The 19,373-nt window shown below is 69.1% G+C and carries 14 protein-coding genes; 6 read left to right on the plus strand and 8 right to left on the minus strand.

Annotation, left to right across the window (positions count from 1 at the left end):
- The first annotated feature begins 63 nt into the window (after positions 1-63).
- Positions 64-7,143 (plus strand): amino acid adenylation domain-containing protein, encoded by a 7,080-nt coding sequence (locus MLGJGCBP_RS30740; protein WP_160100392.1) that lies wholly within the window; start codon positions 64-66, stop codon positions 7,141-7,143.
- The gene (locus MLGJGCBP_RS30745; protein WP_160100394.1) at positions 7,140-8,204 is read left to right on the plus strand and encodes an iron-siderophore ABC transporter substrate-binding protein; all 1,065 of its coding nucleotides are present in this window, start codon (positions 7,140-7,142) and stop codon (positions 8,202-8,204) included. Before MLGJGCBP_RS30740 ends, MLGJGCBP_RS30745 begins: the two co-directional genes overlap by 4 nt.
- Before the next feature lie 16 nt (positions 8,205-8,220).
- Here MLGJGCBP_RS30745 and entS read toward each other — a convergent pair whose 3' ends face one another.
- Positions 8,221-9,486 carry an enterobactin transporter EntS gene (gene entS / locus MLGJGCBP_RS30750; protein ID WP_160100396.1) on the minus strand — a complete coding sequence of 422 codons (1,266 nt, stop codon included), beginning with the start codon at positions 9,484-9,486 and terminating at the stop codon, positions 8,221-8,223.
- A gap of 145 nt (positions 9,487-9,631) precedes the next feature.
- Here entS and MLGJGCBP_RS30755 point away from each other — a divergent pair, with 145 nt between their 5' ends.
- Positions 9,632-9,880, plus strand: coding sequence for a phosphopantetheine-binding protein (locus MLGJGCBP_RS30755; protein ID WP_160100398.1), 249 nt, complete (start codon positions 9,632-9,634; stop codon positions 9,878-9,880).
- A 111-nt stretch (positions 9,881-9,991) separates the two neighbouring features.
- A complete protein-coding gene (locus tag MLGJGCBP_RS30760) occupies positions 9,992-11,335 on the plus strand; it encodes a YhgE/Pip domain-containing protein (RefSeq protein ID WP_160100400.1) in 1,344 nt (447 codons plus the stop codon).
- A 1-nt stretch (position 11,336) separates the two neighbouring features.
- On the opposite strand, the gene MLGJGCBP_RS30765 is transcribed toward MLGJGCBP_RS30760, so the two are convergent.
- A complete protein-coding gene (locus MLGJGCBP_RS30765) occupies positions 11,337-11,546 on the minus strand; it encodes a hypothetical protein (RefSeq protein ID WP_061697828.1) in 210 nt (69 codons plus the stop codon).
- Between the two features lie 117 nt (positions 11,547-11,663).
- Between MLGJGCBP_RS30765 and MLGJGCBP_RS30770 the strand changes: the two genes are divergently transcribed.
- Both MLGJGCBP_RS30770 and MLGJGCBP_RS30775 read left to right on the plus strand, forming a co-directional pair.
- Positions 11,664-13,205 carry a bifunctional 3'-5' exonuclease/DNA polymerase gene (locus tag MLGJGCBP_RS30770; RefSeq protein WP_160100402.1) on the plus strand — a complete coding sequence of 514 codons (1,542 nt, stop codon included), beginning with the start codon at positions 11,664-11,666 and terminating at the stop codon, positions 13,203-13,205.
- An 83-nt stretch (positions 13,206-13,288) separates the two neighbouring features.
- The gene (locus tag MLGJGCBP_RS30775) at positions 13,289-15,511 is read left to right on the plus strand and encodes an MMPL family transporter (RefSeq protein ID WP_160100404.1); all 2,223 of its coding nucleotides are present in this window, start codon (positions 13,289-13,291) and stop codon (positions 15,509-15,511) included.
- Here MLGJGCBP_RS30775 and MLGJGCBP_RS30780 read toward each other — a convergent pair.
- From MLGJGCBP_RS30780 to MLGJGCBP_RS30805, 6 genes are read right to left on the minus strand one after another with little or no spacing between them, the layout of a single operon-like run.
- Positions 15,508-16,359, minus strand: a complete 852-nt coding sequence (locus MLGJGCBP_RS30780; RefSeq protein WP_160100406.1) for a DNA-3-methyladenine glycosylase family protein — start codon at positions 16,357-16,359, stop codon at positions 15,508-15,510. The two genes, MLGJGCBP_RS30775 and MLGJGCBP_RS30780, sit on opposite strands and share 4 nt — an antisense overlap.
- Entirely contained in the window at positions 16,356-17,012 is a 657-nt protein-coding gene (locus tag MLGJGCBP_RS30785; RefSeq protein ID WP_160100408.1) for an alpha-ketoglutarate-dependent dioxygenase AlkB family protein, read from the minus strand. Before MLGJGCBP_RS30785 ends, MLGJGCBP_RS30780 begins: the two co-directional genes overlap by 4 nt.
- Positions 17,013-17,017: 5 nt before the next feature.
- Entirely contained in the window at positions 17,018-17,728 is a 711-nt protein-coding gene (locus MLGJGCBP_RS30790; RefSeq protein ID WP_160100410.1) for a 2OG-Fe(II) oxygenase, read from the minus strand.
- Positions 17,725-18,327, minus strand: a complete 603-nt coding sequence (locus tag MLGJGCBP_RS30795; protein WP_087559124.1) for a methylated-DNA--[protein]-cysteine S-methyltransferase — start codon at positions 18,325-18,327, stop codon at positions 17,725-17,727. Before MLGJGCBP_RS30795 ends, MLGJGCBP_RS30790 begins: the two co-directional genes overlap by 4 nt.
- The gene (locus MLGJGCBP_RS30800; RefSeq protein ID WP_160100412.1) at positions 18,324-18,815 is read right to left on the minus strand and encodes an RNA polymerase sigma factor; all 492 of its coding nucleotides are present in this window, start codon (positions 18,813-18,815) and stop codon (positions 18,324-18,326) included. The genes MLGJGCBP_RS30795 and MLGJGCBP_RS30800 overlap by 4 nt, the downstream gene beginning before the upstream one ends.
- Positions 18,812-19,318, minus strand: coding sequence for a methylated-DNA--[protein]-cysteine S-methyltransferase (locus tag MLGJGCBP_RS30805; protein ID WP_160100414.1), 507 nt, complete (start codon positions 19,316-19,318; stop codon positions 18,812-18,814). The genes MLGJGCBP_RS30800 and MLGJGCBP_RS30805 overlap by 4 nt, the downstream gene beginning before the upstream one ends.
- Positions 19,319-19,373 lie beyond the last annotated feature (55 nt).

Below are 19,373 nucleotides of genomic sequence, written 5' to 3' on the forward strand. Positions count from 1 at the left end.
CTGAACGCCCGAAAGCCCCAAGCCCGAATGCCGAAAGCCGAAAGCATCAGGAGCGCCTGTCAGATGTCCCTTTCGATATCGTCGCCGTCCACCCTGCAGACCGGGGCGGACACCGGCGTCAGCCTGACCGCCGCCCAGCGCGAACTGTGGGCCGGGCACCATCTGGACCCGACCCGGTCGGCGTTCACGACAGCCGAATACGTGGAGGTCGCGGCCCCCGTCGACCTCGACGCTCTCGCGGCGGCGATACCCACGGTGATCGAGGAGGCCGACGTCCTCTCGATCCGATTCGGGGGCGGAGCAGACGCCGATTCGGCCGATGTGATCCAGGTGCACGATCGGCATCACGCACCCGAACTGGAGCGTCTCGATCTCGACAGGGCCGCGGCCCTCGAGTGGATGCGCGAGGACGTGCGACGGCCACTCGACTTCGACACCGCTCCCCTCGTGCGCACGGCACTCATCACGGCCGAATCCGGTGCGATCTGGTACCTCCGCGCCCCGCACGCGTTGCTGGACGCGTACGGGTATTCGCTGCTCACCCGCCGTGTGGCGGCGCTGTACGCGGCCCGGCTCGCGGGCACCGAACCCCGACCGGCCAAGTTCCCGCCGCTGCGCGAGCACGTCCGGGCGGCACACGAGTTCGACGCCGCGGCCCCCGACAGCGCGCCGCCTGCCGCGTCGCGTCCGGTCGGATTCAGTGACACGGTGCGCCGGCCGGCCCCCGATCCCCATCGGTGCACTATCCCGATCGACCCCGAGGTCGCGCAGAGCCTGCGCGACGCCGCCACCGCGCAGGCGACCACCTGGGCCGAAGCGGTGTACGCGGCTGCCGCCGCGTACCTGGGCGCCTGCACGGGAGCCGAGGAGGTGACGCTCCGGGTTCCGGTGCTCGCCCGCAACGGAATCGAGCTGGCGTCGCCCGTCACGGCCACGAACATCGTGCCGCTCCGCATTCCCCTCGACGCACGGCCGACGTTCGCCGACGTGATCGACCGGGTGGCGGCAGCCCTGTCCGACACCCGCCCGTTCCAGCGCGTCCGGGACGCCGGGAGCCGCGTCACCGGCGGTGCGGTGGTGAACGTCAAACCGTTCGCCGCCAGAATCGCTTTCGGCCCCACCTCCGGATCCGTACACCAACTCGCCACCGGTCCGGTGGAGGACGTGGTGATCTCCGTCTCCGGCGCCGGCGACGAACTCACGCTCGAATGGGCCGGAAACCCCGAGGTCTACACGGACGTCGAGATCCGGAACCATGCACACCGCTTCGCGCACTACCTCCGGACCGTCTCCGTCGCAACGGAACCCGTCACAGTCGTGGACGTCTGTGCCCCGGACGAGCTGCACCTGTGGCGGTCGGCGGCCGGGCTCGACCGGCGCGCGGCCGCAGCGGCACTTCCCGACAGCCTCGTCTCCGCCTTCCTCGCGCAGGTGCGCATCCACGCGGACCGCGTCGCGGTGAACGAACTGACGTACCGGGAACTCTCGGATCGCAGTGCCGCCCTTGCCCGTCGGCTGAGGTCGGCGGGTGCCGGACGCGGCACGGTCGTGGCCGTCAGCCTCCCCCGCGGCACCGGTCTGATCGTCGCCGTCCTCGCGATTCTCCGCAGCGGCGCGACCTACCTGCCGATCGATCCGTCCTCCCCGGCCGAGCGTGCCCGGTTCATCCTGCGAGATGCGCAGCCGACGCTGGGCATCGGATCCGCCGATCTGCTCGGCGACCTCCCCCGCGTCGAGGAGGGCGCGCCGCAGTCCGGCGCCGGGGACCTCGAAAACCCGGTGCGCGCCGACGACATCGCGTACATCATCTACACGTCCGGATCCACGGGTGTGCCCAAGGGCGTTCCGATTCCGCACCGCAACGTGATGCGGCTGTTCGACGTGTCCCGGGAATGGTTCACGTTCACGGAGGACGACTGCTGGCCGCTGCTGCACTCGTATGCGTTCGATTTCTCCGTGTGGGAGATCTGGGGTGCGCTGCTGCACGGCGGCCGCCTCGTCACGGTCGACGAGACCACCCTCACGTCACCGGCCGACCTCGCCGCCGTTCTCGTCGACGAGGGTGTCACCGTCCTGAACCAGACGCCGTCCGCGTTCGGGCACCTCGTCGACGCTCTGGTTCGTGCGGACTCGTTCGACCGGCTGCGACTGCGGTACGTCGTATTCGGCGGTGAAACCCTCGATCCGGCCGTCCTACGCGCCTGGTTCGCCGCCTCGGGTCCGGATGCGGAGACGGCCCTGGTCAACATGTACGGCATCACCGAGACCACCGTCCACGTCACCGCCACGAGGGTCACCGCCGCCGACGTCGTGGACATCGGGGTGCCGCTCGGCGACCTGTGCACGTACGTTCTCGGGCCGGGACTGCGCCCGGTGCCGCCCGGCGTCACCGGCGAGATCTACGTCTCCGGGCCCGGACTGTCCCCCGGCTACCTCGGACGTCCCGACCTGACGTCGGCGCGCTTCGTCGCCGACCCGTTCGCCTCGACCGGGGCGTGCATGTACCGGACCGGCGACCTCGCCCGGTACGACGCGACCGGCACCCTCCACTACCACGGCCGGATCGACGACCAGATCCAATTACGCGGTTACCGTGTCGAACTCGGGGAGATCACCACCGCGATGACCACGGTTCCCGACGTGCAGGCGGCGGTCGCGACGGTGCACGAACAGGCCGGCGGCGACCAGCGGATCGTCGGGTACGTCGTTCCCCGTCCGGGCAGCGCACCCGACGCGGTCGAGGAGGACGTGCGAGCGCACCTCGTCCGCTCGCTTCCCGGGTACATGACGCCGTCCGCGCTGGTGATGCTCGACCGGTTGCCGTTGACCCACAACGGCAAGGTCGACAAGGACGCGCTGCCCGCCCCCCGGTGGCTCGGACGGTCCGGCGACACACCCCGCACCGGCACCGAGGCCCGGATCCTCCCGCTGTTCACCTCGATCCTCGGCGCCGAGCAGGTCGGCGTCCACGACGACTTCTTCGCGCTGGGCGGGAACTCCCTCCTCGCCGCCGCCCTCGTGTCGGCGATCACCGCGGAACTCGGTGTGCCGCTGCGGGTCGCGACGGTCTTCGAAAATCCCACCGTAGCCGCGGTCGCGGTGGCCGCGCGACTCGAGGACGCCGGCGAGCGGGTGCAGGCGAGCAGGCCGTCCCCGCGGGACCTCCCCGAGGGCACGCCGGTGCCGTTGTCCCCCGCGCAGGAACGCCTGTGGTTCCTCGACAGCGCGGCCGGCGGCGGGACGTACCTGCTGGCGCTGGCCGTCGATTTCGGGGACGGCCTCGAACCCGGTGCCCTGTCCGCGGCTCTCGCGGACGTCGTGACCCGACACCAGTCGCTGCGGACGGTGTTCCCCCTTGTCGACGCGGTGCCCCACCAGGTGGTGCTTCCCGCCGGGGACGCGAAGGTCCGGCTCGAGCGTGTCGACAACGTCGGCAACATCGAGGGGCACATCTCGGCGATGACGACGGTGGGCCTCGGACTCACCGAGCAGCCGCCGCTGCGGGCCGTGCTGTACGAACCTCAGCACACGCTGGTCCTGTTGATGCACCACATCATCGGCGACGAATGGTCGCAGTCGAAGCTGCTGGACGATCTCGCGTTCGCGTACAACACCCGCCGCGCCGGGCGGGCACCGGCGTTCACGCCGCTGCCGTTGCAGTACCCGGACGTCGCCGTGTGGCAGCGCGAACGCATCGGCGCGGGACCGGAGGACGCGACCCCGTTGCTGACCGGCCAGCTCGACTACTGGCGTGAGCAACTCGCCGGCCTGCCGCTCGAACTGGGCTGGCGCACCGACCGCCCGCGACCGGCCCTGCCCACGAATCGCGGCGCGAGCGTCCACCGCACGCTGTCACCGTCGCTGCACGCGGCTGTCGATGCGCTGGCCACCGAGCGGCGCGCGAGCTTCTTCATGATCGTCCACGCCGCGGTGGCCGTGCTCCTCGAAAGGCTCGGCGCCGGAGAGGACATCGCCCTCGGTGTGCCCGTCGCCGGTCGCAGTCACCCCGACCTCGACGCCATGGTGGGCTGCTTCATCAACACGGTGGTCCTGCGGACCGACGTCTCGGGCGACCCGACCTTCGACCAGCTGCTGGACCGGGTCCGGGCCGTCGACCTCGACGCCGTCGACCACGCCGACGTGCCGTTCAACCGCATCGTGGAACTCGTCAATCCCCCACGGTCGTCGGCGCGCCACCCGCTGTTCCAGGTGATGCTCTCGCATTGGAAGCAGGACGGCACGACGGAGCGATTCGACGGGACGACCGCGTCCGCGCGGATGCTCGACGCGACGTCCGCGAAATTCGATCTGGCGCTGCGCTTTCAGGAACGTCCGGACAGCGGCGGCGTCGACGTCACGTTCGAGTACTCCACCGAACTCTTCGACACCGCAACGGTCGAATCCCTCGCCGACCGCCTCGCCGTGGTGATCGAGCGACTCGTCGCGAATCACGAGCAGCGGATCGGTCTGCTCGACATCCTGACCCCGCAGGAGCGGGATCGGGTGCTCGGCGAGTGGTCCCACTCGGAGCACTCCATCCCCGCCCGCACGTTCGACGAGTACTTCTCGGAGCAGGTGGCCCGCACCCCCGACTCCGAGGCCCTCGCCGTCGGATCGAGCGTGCGGCCCGCCGTTTCGCTGACCTACCGGCAGCTGGACGAACGCGCGAACCGGATTGCGCACCTGCTGATCTCGCGGGGCGCAGGCCCCGGCGACGTGGTCGCGATCGCCCTCGACCGGTCCGCCGAGCTGATCATCAGTGTTCTCGCCGTGCTGAAGAGCGGTGCCGCATATCTTCCCGTCGACCCCACGTACCCGGCCGACCGGATCGCGCACATGCTCACCGACGGCGCCCCGGTCGCGATCCTCACCTCGTCCGTCGGGGTGCCCGACCGCACCCCGCTCGGCACCGGCGTGCCCATCCTCGACCTGGACGATCCGGACCTGCAGTCGCTGCTGGGCACCCAGCCCGTCAGCACCCCCACGGACGCCGACCGCAGCAGGCCGCTGCAACTCGACGACGCCGCGTACCTCATCTACACGTCCGGTTCGACGGGAGTCCCCAAGGGCGTCGTCGTCCCCCACCTCGGCATCGCGGACCTGCTGTCACTGCAGTCCGACGTGATCGGCATGGACCACCGCACGCGGGCGCTGCACTTCTCGTCCATCAGCTTCGACCTCGCGTTCTGGCAGATCATGTGGGGACTGCTGTCGGGGGGAACGCTGGTGGTCTCGACGGACGCCGACCGCATCCCCGGTGAGCCGCTCGCCCGGGTCATCACCGAACACGACGTGAACTTCGTGGGTGTACCACCGTCTTTCGCCGCCGCGTTCCCGCCGGAACACCCCATCCCGGACGGCGTCGACCTGATGCTCGGCGCCGAGAAGCTCACTCCGCAGCTGATCGAGCGGTACGCACCCGGCCGCCGGCTGTTCAACGCGTACGGGCCCACAGAGTGCACGGTCAACGCCACCCTGGCCCTCGTCGAACCGGGGCACGAAGGTCCCGTCCCCATCGGCGTCGTCGATCCGGGCAAGCACGCGTACGTCCTGGACCACGCGCTGCGGCCGGTGCCCCCGGGGGTGTCCGGCGAGCTGTATCTCGCGGGTGTTAGCGTCACCCGGGGATACCGCAATCAGAGCCCCAAGACGGCGGAGCGGTTCGTCGCCGACCCGTTCGCGGCGCCGGGCAGTCGGATGTACCGGACGTCGGACGTGGTGTGGTGGGGCCGCGATGGTCAGATCTACTTCACCGGCCGCGCCGACTCACAGGTCAAGGTGCGCGGATTCCGCATCGAGCTCAACGAGATCGAGGCCGTGCTGTCCGGTGACCCGGACGTCGAGCACATCGTCGTCGTGGTCCGCGAGGACCGGCCGGGCGATCAGCGGCTGGTCGCGTACGCCACGTCGGTGCCGGGCGGCCGGATCGACCCCGACCAGCTGCACCGCCGCGCCGCCAGCCGGTTGCCGGACTACATGATCCCGGCCGCGTTCATCGCCGTCGACGAGTTCCCGACCCTCCCCAACGGCAAGCTGGACCAGTCGTCGCTCCCCGTTCCGCACCTGTCCCTGCAGGTGTCCGAGCGGGGGCCGCGCACGGCCCGTGAAGAGGTGCTGTGCCATTTGTTCGCGGAGGCCCTCGGTATCGAGCGGGTCGGCATCGACGACAGCTTCTTCGACCTCGGTGGCCACTCGCTGATGGCGGCCGGTTTGATGAGCGCGATCTCCTCCCGCCTGTCCGTCACCGCGACGGTGGCGTCACTGTTCGCGGCACCGACCGTGGCCCAGCTGGCGGGGCGCCTCGACGACGATCACGACGCCGACGCCCTGGCCGTGCTGCTTCCGTTCCGCACCGAGGGCTTCCGGCCACCGGTGTTCTGCTTCCACCCCGCCGGCGGGATCAGCTGGGGTTATTCGGGTCTGCTGCGTCACATCGACGACGACTACCCGCTGTACGGCGTGCAGGCGTCCAACCTGTCGACGTCCAAGCGGCCGCCGGAAACGCTCGAGGACATGGCCGCCGAATACATCGAGCACATGCGGACCGTGCAGCCGACGGGCCCGTACCACCTCCTCGGATGGTCACTGGGCGGCGTCGTCGCGCATGCCATCGCGGGCGCGCTGCAGAACCAGGGCGAGGAACTCGGCATGCTCGTCATGCTCGACTCCTTCCCGTCGGATGCATGGGCGTCGATGCCGACGGAGCAGGACGCGCTCGCCGCACTGCTGTACATGGTCGGCTACGACCCCGAACCGCTTCTTGCAGACGGACTCGACCGGCAGCAGGTGATCGACATCCTGCGCGGCGAGGGCAGTGCCCTCGCCGGGATCAACGAGCACACACCGGCCGCGATGATCGACAACTTCGCGAACGCCGTGCGCCTCGAATCCGAACCCTCACAGATCGTCGTGGACTCCGACATGCTGTTCTTCACCGCGGCCAGGAATCCTCCGACCGCGGCGACGTACGACCTGTGGCGGCCCTACCTGACCGGGACCATCGTCAACCACGACCTCGACTGCGAGCACAAGGACATGACTCAGCCGCGTTGGATCGGCGAAGTCGGTTCCGTCGTGAACGAGGCACTCGCCTCGTTCGGCTCGCCCATGAACCCCATCAACAAAGAACAGGGAGATCGATGAAAACGTCCGGAAGATACTGGCGTAGAGCCGGAATCGTGATGATGGCGGCAACCGCGCTGTTCGCGGGTGCCTGCAGCGAGTCGACGTCCGACTCGACCGACGCGGCGGGATCCGCCACCGGACAGGCCGACGCGTCGGCCTTCCCCGTGTCGATTCCGTCGGCGCTCGGCACCGCCGAGATCCCGGAGGCACCGGAACGCGTCGTCACGATCGGCTGGGGCAGCGAGGACGCGGCGCTGTCGCTCGGCGTCGTGCCCGTCGCCGTGCAGAACATGAAGTCGGACACCGGAACCGACGACGGCCTGCTGCCGTGGTCGCGCGCGAAGCTCGAAGAGCTCGATCCGAACGCGGAACCCGCGTTGCTGACGGCGTCGAGCAAGGAGATGCCGTACGAGCAGATCGCGGCACTCGCCCCCGACGTGATCCTGGCCGTGCACTCCGGTGTGAACCAGGAGCAGTTCGACAAGCTGTCGGCGATCGCCCCCACCGTGGCGTACCCGGAGCGTCGCTGGGCGACCAGCTGGGAAGACCAGATCACCACCGTCGGCAAGGCCCTCGGCCGGTCGGCACAGGCCGAGGCGCTGGTGACGCAGACGCAGGACACGCTCGCGCAGGCGAAGTCGCAGCACCCCGAGTTCGCCGGCAAGACGGTGGCCTTCGGCAGCGGCACCGAGCCGGGGTCGTACAACTTCTACTTCGACACCGATCCTCGCCTGAAGATGCTGGCTAGCCTCGGTTTCACGGTCGACCCGCTCGCCCAGAAGTTGCGAGAGAGCAGTGACCAGACCAAGTTCGCCGCTCCGGTCAGCATGGAACTGCTGCCGACGTACAACCCGGATGTGCTGCTCGCCTGGTACCTCTCGCCCGAACTGCAGAACGAGGTCCAGTCGAACCCGCTGTTCGCCGGCGTGAAGGCCGTGCGCGACAACGCCTACGTGGGTCTGACCGATCCGCCGCTGGTGTTCGCGTCGAGCTCGCCGAACGTGCTCAGCGTGCCGTGGCTGCTGGACAAGCTGCTCCCGCAGTTGTCGCAGGCCGCGAACAACGCTCAGGCCAGCTAGTTCCCACCTGACAGCGTCACTGTGCCGCTGCCGAGAGGTCGTCCTCTTCGGCAGCGGCACTGCTGTAGGTGCGCAGTCCCCTCAACGCCACCGCGAGAACCGCCAGCACCACGATGCCGCCGGCTCCGTAGAGGAGGAACGCCTCCCGCGGTCCCACCGCGGCGCCGACGGCGCCCGCGACGAGCGCTCCGGCAGCCGAGCCGGTGGAGATCTGGGCGCCCCACACACCGGCGACGCGTCCGCGGTATTCCTCGGGGGTCTCCGTCTGAATGACCGCATATCGGAGGATGTCGCCGAGCACACGCCCGAAGCCGTGTGCGGCGAGACCGAGGAACGTGACCGCGATCATCGGGACCGCGCCGACGCCGATCAGCCCGGCCGACGCGATCATGGCCGCGAGGAACACGATCAGGCCACCGCGCCGAGCGGTACCCGTCCAGCCGCTCGTCAGCGACCCGGTGAGGGCGCCGACGGCGGGAGCGCTGTAGAGCAGTCCGGTGGCCGCCGGTCCGGCGTGCAGCACCTGACTCGCGTAGGCGGGCAGCAGCACGTTCCAGCCGGTCAGCATCATCGCGCAGAAGCCGACCAGCAGCGTCCCGCCGACGACGGAGTCCTTGGCCGCGTATGTGAAACCGCTGGCGATCGACCGCAGCGGACTCTCGGTGTTCTTGACCGGCGGCGGCAGCGACGGCAGCCTGGCGATGCAGTACGCGGTGATCCCCGAGGACACCGCGGCGAGAACGTAGTTGGTGCCCACGGACGTCGCAGCGATGATCACACCGCCGATGGCGGGCGACGCGACAGTGCCGAGATCGGCCATCACCGTCATCAGGGCGCCGGCGGCGGCCATCTTGTCCTTGGGCAGCAGCGACGGGATCACCGCCATCAGTGCGGTCGCGGAGATGCCGCCTGCGAGGCCCTCGATCACGCCGCACAGGTAGATGATCCACAACTGGGGTGTGGGGAGGAACGCGTTGACCGCGAGGATCGCGAAGGCCACACCCGCGGCAGCCCGGGCGAGCGAGATGACCGGCCTGCGGTCGTACCGGTCGGCGACCACGCCGCCGAACAGGGTGCCGACGAACACCGAGGAGCCCACGACGATGCTCGCCGCGCCTACTGCCAGTGTGGAATTCGTCATGTCGTACACCTGCAGTGGCACGGCCACCAGCAGCAGACCCAGACCGAAGATGGAGATCGTGCGGGCGATGAAGATGTATCGGAACTCGCGACTCGTCCGGAGAGGCGTCAAGTCGATTGCGTATCGCGATAATCCAGCCATTGTCATCCATTCACATTCGGTTGCAACAGCTCTCCGGTTCGCCGTTCGCGCGGAGAGCAACTATGCTTAGGCTTCACTAACCCAGCAACCTACCCCATGTGACCGAACCGGCTCAACGCGCCGCGTCCGGCCGACGCACCGGAGGATGACAGTGAGTTCCGCACCCAGCACAGTTCCGACCCGCGACCGAATCCGCGCCGACGTCGCCGACGTCCTCGACGTCCCGGTCACCGAGATCGACGACGACGCGAACCTCCTCGACGAGGGAATGGACTCCGTGCGCGTGATGGCGCTGGTCGAACGCTGGCGGGCGGACGGTGTGCAGGTCGATCTCGTCGACCTCGTCGGGGAGCCGACGCTCGACGCCTGGTTCGAGGTCACCGCCGCGCGATGACCCGACCGGCCCGGTCGTCCACTCGGCCCTGAAATTCCCGCCTCACCGCCTACGCTTGACCGGGCTGGTCGATCTCAGGGTCGGCACGGACACGGGAGGACGCGAGGGGCCATGGCACACGAAACCAGCGATACCGGCAAGATGAGCGTGCTGCGGACACCACGGTTCTGGATAGCTCCCGTGCTCCTCGTCTCCGTCGTCATGTCCCTGCTCGCCGCGCTTTACATGGGCGGCATGCTCAATCCCCCCAAGCACCTCAACCACTTCCCCATCGCCCTCGTCAACCAGGACGAGGGCGACACCCTGCCCAACTCCGATCCGCCGCAGCAGCAGAACTTCGGCAACCAGATCACCGCGGGCCTCCTCGAGGGCGTCGACCCGAACAAGATCGAACTGCGGCAGATCGGGATCGCACAGGCCCAGTCCGCACTGGACAACGGGGAAATCTACGGCGCCATCGTCATCCCGAGCGACTTCACGAAACGCACCTTCATCCTCGCCCAGGCGAGCGTGATCCCCGGGGACGTCGAGCGACCCGTGATCACCATCTACACGAACCCCCGCGCCGGCACGATCAGCGCGAACCTCGTCCAGAACATCGGTGAGATGGCGATGGCCAAGGCCAACCAGACGATGGGCGAGCAGCTCACCACCCAGGTCACGCAGCAACTCCAGGCGACAGCCCCCGACCTCCAGCTGTCGGGGGCCAGCCGGCTCGTGCTCGACGACCCCATCGACGTGCGGGTCGTGGCCCACAACCCATTGCCGGACGGCACCGGCTTCGGACTGGCGGCGTTCTACTACGCGCTCCTGATCGTCCTCGCCGGATTCACCGGTGCAACCATCGCGAGCACCCTGATCGACGGCCTGCTCGGATTCACCCCGACCGAGGTCGGGCCGCTGTACCTGCACAACGAGGCGGTCCCGATCTCCCGTTTCAACACCCTGCTGATCAAGTGGGCGGTGATGGTGGCGCTGGCGATGATCGTGTCGGGGCTGTACCTGTGGATCAGCTCCGCCCTGGGGTTGCCGATCACCGATCCGCTCGCGTTGTGGGAGTACGGCGCGTTCGCGATCGCCGCCGTCGGCATCACGGCGATGTCGGTGATGGCCGCGTTCGGGAACCTGGGCCTGCTCATCAACCTGATGGTCTTCGTCGTCCTGGCGCTCCCCTCGTCCGGGGGCACCATCCCGCTCGAGGCGGCGCCGCGGCTGTACGCGTGGCTCGGTGAGTTCGAACCGATGCACCAGATCTACATCGGGGTGCGCGCCATCATGTTCTTCGGCGCATCCGGCGACGCCGGCCTCATTCACGCCGTGTGGATGACCCTCGCCGGCCTGCTCATCGGCCTCGTCTTCGGTGCCGTCATCACCCGGTTCTACGACCGCAAGGGTCTGCACCGCCGCCACAAGGCACAGACCGAACCCGCACCGGTGGAAGCGGCCGGGGCGTGAGTCACGCGGGCGCGGACGACCAGGCCGTGCCGAACTGTTCGTACCAGGGATGCGGGGCGGGCACCGCCGCCAGGATCCGCTCGACGAACCGATCGGGGTCGCCGAGTTCGGCGAGTCCGACTCCGCGGCGCTCGTAGTCGGCGAATCGGTCGTGCAGTCCGGCGATCACCTTGTCGGTCACCGTCTGCTCGAACTCTTCGATGGTTGCCATCGGATGCCCCTCCTTCCGGCGAGAAGCGTCTGCGTTTCAGTGTAGTGCCGACCTGCGGATTCACCCCCGTCCGGCGGCGGATTATCGCCTGTCGGTGGCGCAGAGCAGACTGGGCCCGTGAGAGTGGTCATGGTTTCCGGCGCCGACGGTGGCGCGACGACCGTTCGCACCGATCCCTCGGGAGTTCCGGTCGAGTCGCCGCGTCGGCACTCCGACGCCGCGGCCGCGGTCCGCGACATCGAAGCCGCCGAGCACCCCCGCTGGGTGTGGACGAGCACCGCCGCCGTCTATCCGGCGCTGCTGCGGGCCGGGGTGCGGGTGCGGCGCTGCCACGACCTCGCGCTCACCCACGCCGTCCTCAGCATGCGCGACGGTGTTCCCGCGCCGCCGGCCGACGAACCCGTCGACGAACGCCCCGGCCTGTTCGACACCGCACCCACCACGGATCCGGCGCAGGTGGTCACCGACTTCGCCGAACAGCGGAAGACGATCGGCGACGACGCGAAACTCGACCTGCTGGTGGCCGCCGAGTCCGCGGGAGCGCTGGCCGCCGCGGAGATGAGTTTCGACGGTCTGCCGTTCTCCACCGCCGCCCACCGCGCGTTCCTCGAGACGACGCTCGGGCCCCGGCCCGCCGGGTACGACCTGCCGCAGCGCATCCAGGACGTCACCGTGGAGATCGGGGCGGCGTTCGGCCGTCGTATCAACCCGGCGTCCCACGTCGAGGTCGTCGACGCCTTTCGCCGGGAGGGCATCGAACTCGCGTCGACCCGCAAACACCTGCTGCGCGAGGTCGATCACCCCGCCGTCCCGCTGCTGCTGCACCATCGGGATCTGTCCAAACTGTTCAGCACGAACGGCTGGCAATGGATGGAGAGCTGGGTCCGCGACGACCGGTTCCGCCCGGTCTACGTTCCCGGCGGCGTGGTGTCAGGCCGCTGGGCGAGCCGCGGCGGCGGCGCACTGCAGATTCCGAAACCGCTGCGGTCGAGCGTGATCGCCGACCCGGGTCACACGTTCGTCATCGCCGACGCCGGCCAACTCGAACCGCGCATCCTGGCCGCCATGTCGGGTGACGCCCGGATGGTCGCCGCCGCGGGCGCCGACGACTTGTACGCACCGGTCGCGGCGGAGACGTTCGACGGCGACCGCGGCAAGGCCAAGGTCGCGATCCTCGGTGTGCTGTACGGCGCCACCGCCGGCGAGGCCCGTTCGCTGCTCACGCTGCTGCGCACCCGCTTTCCCGTCGCCGTCGAATACGTGGAGCGTGCGGCCCGCGCCGGTGAACGCGGCGAGGTCGTTCACTCGTGGCTCGGTCGCGCCTGCCCACCGCCGTCCCCCGACTTCTGGTCGCACGGCGACGCGCGTTCCCGCGGCCGGTTCACCCGAAACTTCGTGGTGCAGGCCACGGCATCCGAGTGGGCGCTGTGCGTGCTCGCCGATCTGCGGCGCCGCCTGGCCGACGAACCGGACAGCGAACTGGTCTTCTTCCAGCACGACGAGGTGATGGTCCACACCCGGGACCCGGAGTCGGCGACGCGGCACGTTCTGGGTGCGGTCGACGTAGCCACCCGGTTGCTGTTCGGCGAGACACGGGTGCGGTTTCCGATGGATGTGGCGGTGCGGGACTGCTACGCGGAAACCTCCGACGAGGCCTGACGGGCGCAGGTTTCCGGTGTCGCGGGTGCGCCCGGCATGGTGTACTGGGACGCACTGCTGGCGGGGGCGGCGAAGGAGAACCCATGACGAAGTTGGATTCGACGGACTCGAGCACGAGCGGCGAGAAGTCGCGCAGATTTCGCTGGCCCGCGTTCACCATCGTGGCCATCGCGATCGTCGCGTTCTTCGCGGGCGGATTCGGGGGGACGTTCCAGGGGAAGCTCACCGAGGTCCAGAAGAACGACAACGCCGCCTACCTGTCGAGTTCCGCCGAATCGACGATCGTCACCAACGAAGCGTCCAAGTTCCTCACCGTCGAAACCATCCCCGGTTTCGTGCTGTTCCACGGCGACGCACCGCTCACCGAACAGGACAAGGCCGCCGTCGCGCAGGCGCACGACGCCATCGCGGCCGTCGACGGCGTCGACGCCGAAGGCATGTCCCAGCCACAGTTCTCGGAGGACGGCACCACGGCGTCGATCTTCGTTCCCCTCGTCGCGAAGGAGGACGGCACGGCGGTCGCCGGCGACGTGCTCGCGGCCACCGAGGAGAACGTCCTCACCGCCGCGAAGGACGCGGCCACCGGGCTCGAGGTGCTCCCCGCCGGTCCCGGCGGCCTGCTGGTGGCGTTCATCGACGCGTTCGCCGGACTCGACGGCGCACTGCTGGGCGCCGCACTGCTCGTGGTGGTCCTGATCCTGCTGGTGGTGTACCGCTCCCCGGTGCTGTGGTTCTTCCCGCTCTTCTCGGCTCTGCTCGCGCTCGGTCTGGCGTCGATGGTCATCTACTTCCTCGCCAAGGCCGACGTGCTCACGCTCACCGGGCAGAGTCAGGGCATCCTGTTCGTCCTCGTGATCGGGGCAGGCACCGACTATGCGCTGCTCCTGATCTCCCGCTATCGGGAAGAACTGCATTTCTATCCCAGCCGGTTCGACGCCATGATCAAGGCCTGGAAGGAATCGGCTCCCGCCATCACGGCGTCGGCGGTCACCGTCATCCTCGGTCTGCTGTGCCTGACGTTCTCCGAACTGAACTCCAACAAGAGCCTCGGGCCGGTCGCCGCGATCGGCATCGCGTGCACGTATCTCGTGATGATGACGTTCCTGCCGGCGGCACTGTCCGCGGCGGGACGGTGGGTGTTCTGGCCGCGGAAACCCAAGGTGGATCAGGCCGCCGACCTCACCACGCACGGCCTGTGGGGCAAGATCGCCGCCCAGGTCGGAAGCAAGGACCGCTCCCTCTGGATCGGGACGACGGTGCTGCTGGCCGTGCTGTTCCTGGTCGGTATCGGCAGTCTGAAGACGGACGGGCTGTCGTCTTCGGAGAACTTCACCAACCGGCCCGACGCCGTCGTCGGCCAGGAGTTGTACGACTCCAAATTCGATCCGGGCGCCGGCGCGCCCGCCGTCATCGTCACCAACGCCGACCAGACGGACGCCGTCATCGCGGCCGTGAGCGGCGTGGAGGGCGTGTCGACGGACCCCGGCGCGGTGTGCCCGCAGGTCGATGTCGAGAAGCTGTCCGCCCTCGTCAAGTCGAACCCGGCGGCGGTGGCCTCGGCGGCCGGGCAGGGGTGCGCACCCGACTTCCTCACCGCCGCACCGATCGACGGTCGAATGGTCGTCAACGTGACCCTCGCCGACTCGTACGATTCCCCGGAAGCCCTCGAGACGGTGACACGACTGCGGGACGCCGCGCACGCCGTGCCCGGCGCCGACGCGCTGGTCGGTGGCAGCACGGCAACGACCCTCGATGTGCAGACGGCGTCGGTCCACGACCGGAACCTGATCATCCCGATCGTTCTCGTCGTCATATTCGTCGTGCTGTCCCTCCTGCTCCGCGCGTTGCTCACCCCGATCATCCTCATCGCCACCGTGGTGTTGTCGTTCGCGGCCACACTCGGGGTGTGCGGGCTCTTCTTCACCCACGTCTTCCATTTCGCGAACGCGGATCCCGCGTTCCCGCTGTTCGCGTTCGTGTTCCTCGTGGCCCTCGGCATCGACTACAACATCTTCCTGATGACGCGGGTCCGCGAGGAAACCGAGGAACACGGCACCAAATCCGGTGTGCTGCGCGGACTGGCGGTGACCGGTGGGGTCATCACATCGGCCGGTGTGGTGCTCGCCGCGACGTTCGCGGTGCTGGGTGTGCTGCCGCTGGTGTTCCTCGCCGAGGTCGGCTTCGCGGTCGCGTTCGGCGTGCTGCTCGACACGATCGTCGTGCGCAGCATCCTCGTCCCGGCCCTCTCCCACGACATCGGCAAGAAGATCTGGTGGCCTTCGGCGCTGGCGAAGGCCAAGGACTAATACGCTTCGTCCGTCCACAGATGGAACAGGGCGTACGCCCGCCACGGACGCCACGCCTCGGCGAGTTCTGCTGCCTGCCTGCCGGTCTTGACGCCGAGCGCCCGTTTGAGCACGAGGTCGTCGGGTGTGAACGCGTCCGGGTCGCCCAGTACCCGCACCGTCAGATAGTCCGCCGTCCACGGACCGATACCGGGCAGCGCGAGCAGACCGGCCCGGAACTCGGCCGGGTCGGTGTCCGCGCCGATGCGCAGTCCGTTCGACGCGGCCTCGGCGAGTGCGAGCACCGTCCTGGCCCGGGCCCCGGTGAGACCGAGGGTGGAGCGGAACTGCTCGGGGGCGAGCGCCGCCAGCGTCTCCGGTTCGGGGAACGCGAAGAAGCCGTCGTGGACCGGAAGGCCGTACGCGGCCACGAGGCGGCTGCCGAACGTCCGGGCAGCGGCCTGCGAAACCTGTTGCCCGAGAATGGTCAAGACCGCCGTCTCGAACCCGTCCACGCTGCCCAGGCGCCGCAGTCCCGGCCGTTGCGCCACCAGCGGAGCAAGTTGCGGGTGCCGGCTCAGCGCGGCGTCGATCGGCCGCGGATCCGCGTCGAGGTCGAGCCAGCGCCGGATCGTCGCGATCAACGCCTCGACGTCGTCCGGGTCCGCCGGTGTCAGGTGCGCCTCGACATACCCGTCGGCGGGTCGCACGAGAACGGACACCAGCGCGGGCCCGTGCGGTCCGTCCACCACCCGGGTGTGGGTTCCGTCGGGGTCGTGCCGCTCGAGCCCGGACACGGTGTGCGCGCGGAGCGCACCCCACAGCGGTGCATGGGTGAACGGACCATGATACGGCAATTGCACTCTCATCCGTCCTCGAGACCCGTCACCCGTAGCGTGATGTTCAGTCGCCCCGCGGTCAACCCGCAGTTCGGATCACTCGTGCCGGGAAACACTTTCGGCACTCCGTGATACGCGAAGCGGGACTCGCCGCCGAACACGAACAGGTCGCCGGACAGCAGTTCGACGTCGGTGTACGGCTTGGTGCGGGTGGCGGTGTTGCCGAACCGGAACGTGCACGTGTCGCCGATGCTCAACGACACCACCGGCGCGTCCGACCGTTCCTCCTTGTCCTGGTGCATGCCCATCTTCGCGGCGTCGTCGTAGAAGTTGATCAGCGCGGCATCGGGTGTGTACCCGTCGGCGGGCTCCCCGTAGGCCTCGCCGACCGCCCGCCGGCCGAGTTCGATCAGCCAGTCGGGCACCGGCGCGACGCGACCACCGCCCGCGTCCTCAGCGGTCCGCGAGTAGGAATACGGCTTCCAGTGCCAGCCGAGGCACACCGTCTGCACCGACATGCGGTGCCCCGTCGGCAGTTGCGCGGCCCGCATCGGGACCGGCGCGGTGGCCCATCCCCGGCATTCGGCCACCAGGTGGCGTTGCTCCTCCAGCGTGAGCCAGTCGGGGACGTGGACGGCGCCGGGCGCCACCACGGTCCGGGGTCGGGGTATCAAGGCGGACATCACGGTCACTCCGCGTCGTGCAGGACCAGGCCGAGGGTCCGGCGGGTGCCGCGTTTGATGGTGCTGACACCGTGCCGTACCGGTCCCGTCGACCAACCGCGGGTCGACCGCACGGGCCGGTCCCGGGTGGTGAAGATCAGCGCGTGGCCCTGCCGCAGCGTCGTCACCGTGCCTCGCGACTGGGCGCGGGGCCGCTGCTCGACGAGCATGAACTCGCCACCCTCGTGATCCACCCCCGGTCGGTCGAGGCCGATCACCACCTGCAACGGGAACACCAGGTCGCCGTAGAGGTCGCGGTGCAGGGCGTTCCAGTCGTTCGCGCGGTAGCTGAGCAGGATCGGCGTCGCCCGTTTCTGGCCTGCGTCGTGGCACAGGTCCAGCCATTCGTCGAGGGTGTCCGGCCACGGCGACGGCTGCCTCAGCTTGACCGCCCAGTCCCGTGCCACGGGAAGCAGTTTCGGGTAGAAGGCGGCGCGGAGTTCGGCCACGACTTCCGGTAGCGGATAGTCGAAGTACCGGTACTGTCCCGAGCCGAAGCGGTGCCGGGCCATGTCGACGGTGGACCGGAAACGTTCGGCCTCCTCGTACATGTCCGCGATCTGCCCGCATTCCTCCGCGGTCAGGATCTGCTCCGATTGCGCGCATCCCGCGGTGTCGGTCTCGGCGTGCAGTGTCGGCCAGTCCAGAGCGTTCACGCGTTGCGTCACGGTGGTCATGCCGCCGCCTCCAATGTCAGCAGAATCGACTTGGCCTCCGGCCCACCGGCGTACTGGCCCATGCTGCCGTCGCTGCGGACCACCCGGTGGCAGGGCACCACGACGGGCAACGGATTGAGCGCGCACGCGGTGCCGACCGCACGCACCGCTTTCGGACTGCCCGCGGCGACCGCGACCGCCGCGTAACTGGCGGTGTGCCCGTAGTCGATGTCGGGGAGATGGCGCAGCACTTCGAGCCGGAACCCCTTGGACAGCCGGAAGTCCAGCGGGACGTCGAAGCTCGTGCGCCTGCCGAGGAAGTACTCGTCGATCTCGTGGGCGACCCGGTCGAGCCGGGCCGGTGCCCGCAGGATCCGGGGACTGATCTGCTCGGCGAGGGTCTGCAGCACGGCATCGTGATCCTGGCTGGGGAAGGCGACCCGCACCAGCCCGCGATCGGTGGCGGCGAGCAGCAGCGAACCGACCGGGGTGTCGAGTGTCCGGTACGCGACGTCGAGGAGCCCGGCTTCGGCGGCGGCGACGGCGAGACGCTCCCGCAGTTTCTGCTCCACCGGGGAGTCCAACGGGTACAGGGAATAGACGATGTCGGGCATGTTCATGTGATGTCTCCACTCACAGAGATCGAGAGGGTCTTGCGCAGCGCCGCAACGCCGTCCGCGGCCGCCCGCCGCGACGCGGCCGGGGAGTTGCCCAGGATCACCGCGATCTCGGTGTACGGCAGCCCGGCCAGGTAGTGATACGCCACCGCTGCCCGCTGCTTCATCGGCAGGGCGCCGACCGCCTTCCACAATTCCGGGTCGTGGCCGCCGGGAAGCCCGCGGTCGGTGGTCTGCTCCGGCAGTTCGTCGGTGGGAACGGGCCTCCGGTCACGTGCACGGATGTGGTCGAGCGCCTTCCGGTGCGCGATCGTCACCAACCACGCCTCGACGTTGCTCTCCGGACTCAGGTCGGGGTACGCGCGCATCGCGGCGATGAACGTCTCCGACCAGGCGTCCTCGGCGTCCACCGGACCGACCACGGCCCGGCAGACGCGCAGGACCGTCGGGCCGTGCTCGGCCACGACGTCTTCGAACGGCTTCAGGGTCATCGGCTCAGCCGGAGCCCCGCCCGTTCCGCTTCGCGTTCGAGCAGGAACCGTTTGCGAACGAGACCGCCCGCATACCCCGTCAGGCTGCCGTTGCTCCCGACCACCCGGTGGCACGGGATGATGATGCTGATCGGATTTCTGCCGTTCGCCGCCGCCACCGCGCGAACGGCGGTCGGTGTCCCGAGCGAATCGGCCAGCTGCCCGTACGTCCACGTGTCGCCGTACGGGATGGTGCGCAGAGCGTCCCACACCCGTTTCTGGAACGGGGTGCCCCGCGCGGCGAGCGCGACGGTGAAGTCGGTGCGCCGGCCGTCGAAGTATTCGGTGAGCTGGGTGGTTGCCTCGTCGAACCCTGCGGTATCGCGGTCACCGAACGTCGCGGGATTCGGCTGGTGCCGGTGTTCGACCATGTAGATGCCGCTCAGCACCCCGTCGACGCTCACCAGCGTCAGGGGGCCGATCGGCGAATCGATGAGAGTGTGTGCTGCTCGGTCGGCATTCACGGTGCCAATCCTTCCAGGTGTACGGGCCTCTGAAAGGTAGACGTCTGCCACGACC

It is taken from the genome of Rhodococcus sp. T7 (genome assembly GCF_009872365.1).
Classification (GTDB): Bacteria; Actinomycetota; Actinomycetes; order Mycobacteriales; family Mycobacteriaceae; genus Rhodococcus_F.

What these genes read in the sequence shown, in the direction of transcription:
- MLGJGCBP_RS30755 (WP_160100398.1), top strand. Translation starts at nt 9,632, where the DNA reads ATGACAGTGAGTTCCGCACCCAGCACAGTTCCGACCCGCGACCGAATC.
- MLGJGCBP_RS30740 (WP_160100392.1), top strand. Translation starts at nt 64, where the DNA reads ATGTCCCTTTCGATATCGTCGCCGTCCACCCTGCAGACCGGGGCGGAC.
- MLGJGCBP_RS30795 (WP_087559124.1), bottom strand. Translation starts at nt 18,327, where the DNA reads ATGAACATGCCCGACATCGTCTATTCCCTGTACCCGTTGGACTCCCCG.
- MLGJGCBP_RS30775 (WP_160100404.1), top strand. Translation starts at nt 13,289, where the DNA reads ATGACGAAGTTGGATTCGACGGACTCGAGCACGAGCGGCGAGAAGTCG.
- entS (WP_160100396.1), bottom strand. Translation starts at nt 9,486, where the DNA reads ATGGCTGGATTATCGCGATACGCAATCGACTTGACGCCTCTCCGGACG.
- MLGJGCBP_RS30785 (WP_160100408.1), bottom strand. Translation starts at nt 17,012, where the DNA reads ATGTCCGCCTTGATACCCCGACCCCGGACCGTGGTGGCGCCCGGCGCC.
- MLGJGCBP_RS30780 (WP_160100406.1), bottom strand. Translation starts at nt 16,359, where the DNA reads ATGAGAGTGCAATTGCCGTATCATGGTCCGTTCACCCATGCACCGCTG.
- MLGJGCBP_RS30800 (WP_160100412.1), bottom strand. Translation starts at nt 18,815, where the DNA reads ATGACCCTGAAGCCGTTCGAAGACGTCGTGGCCGAGCACGGCCCGACG.
- MLGJGCBP_RS30790 (WP_160100410.1), bottom strand. Translation starts at nt 17,728, where the DNA reads ATGACCACCGTGACGCAACGCGTGAACGCTCTGGACTGGCCGACACTG.
- MLGJGCBP_RS30765 (WP_061697828.1), bottom strand. Translation starts at nt 11,546, where the DNA reads ATGGCAACCATCGAAGAGTTCGAGCAGACGGTGACCGACAAGGTGATC.
- MLGJGCBP_RS30745 (WP_160100394.1), top strand. Translation starts at nt 7,140, where the DNA reads ATGAAAACGTCCGGAAGATACTGGCGTAGAGCCGGAATCGTGATGATG.
- MLGJGCBP_RS30760 (WP_160100400.1), top strand. Translation starts at nt 9,992, where the DNA reads ATGGCACACGAAACCAGCGATACCGGCAAGATGAGCGTGCTGCGGACA.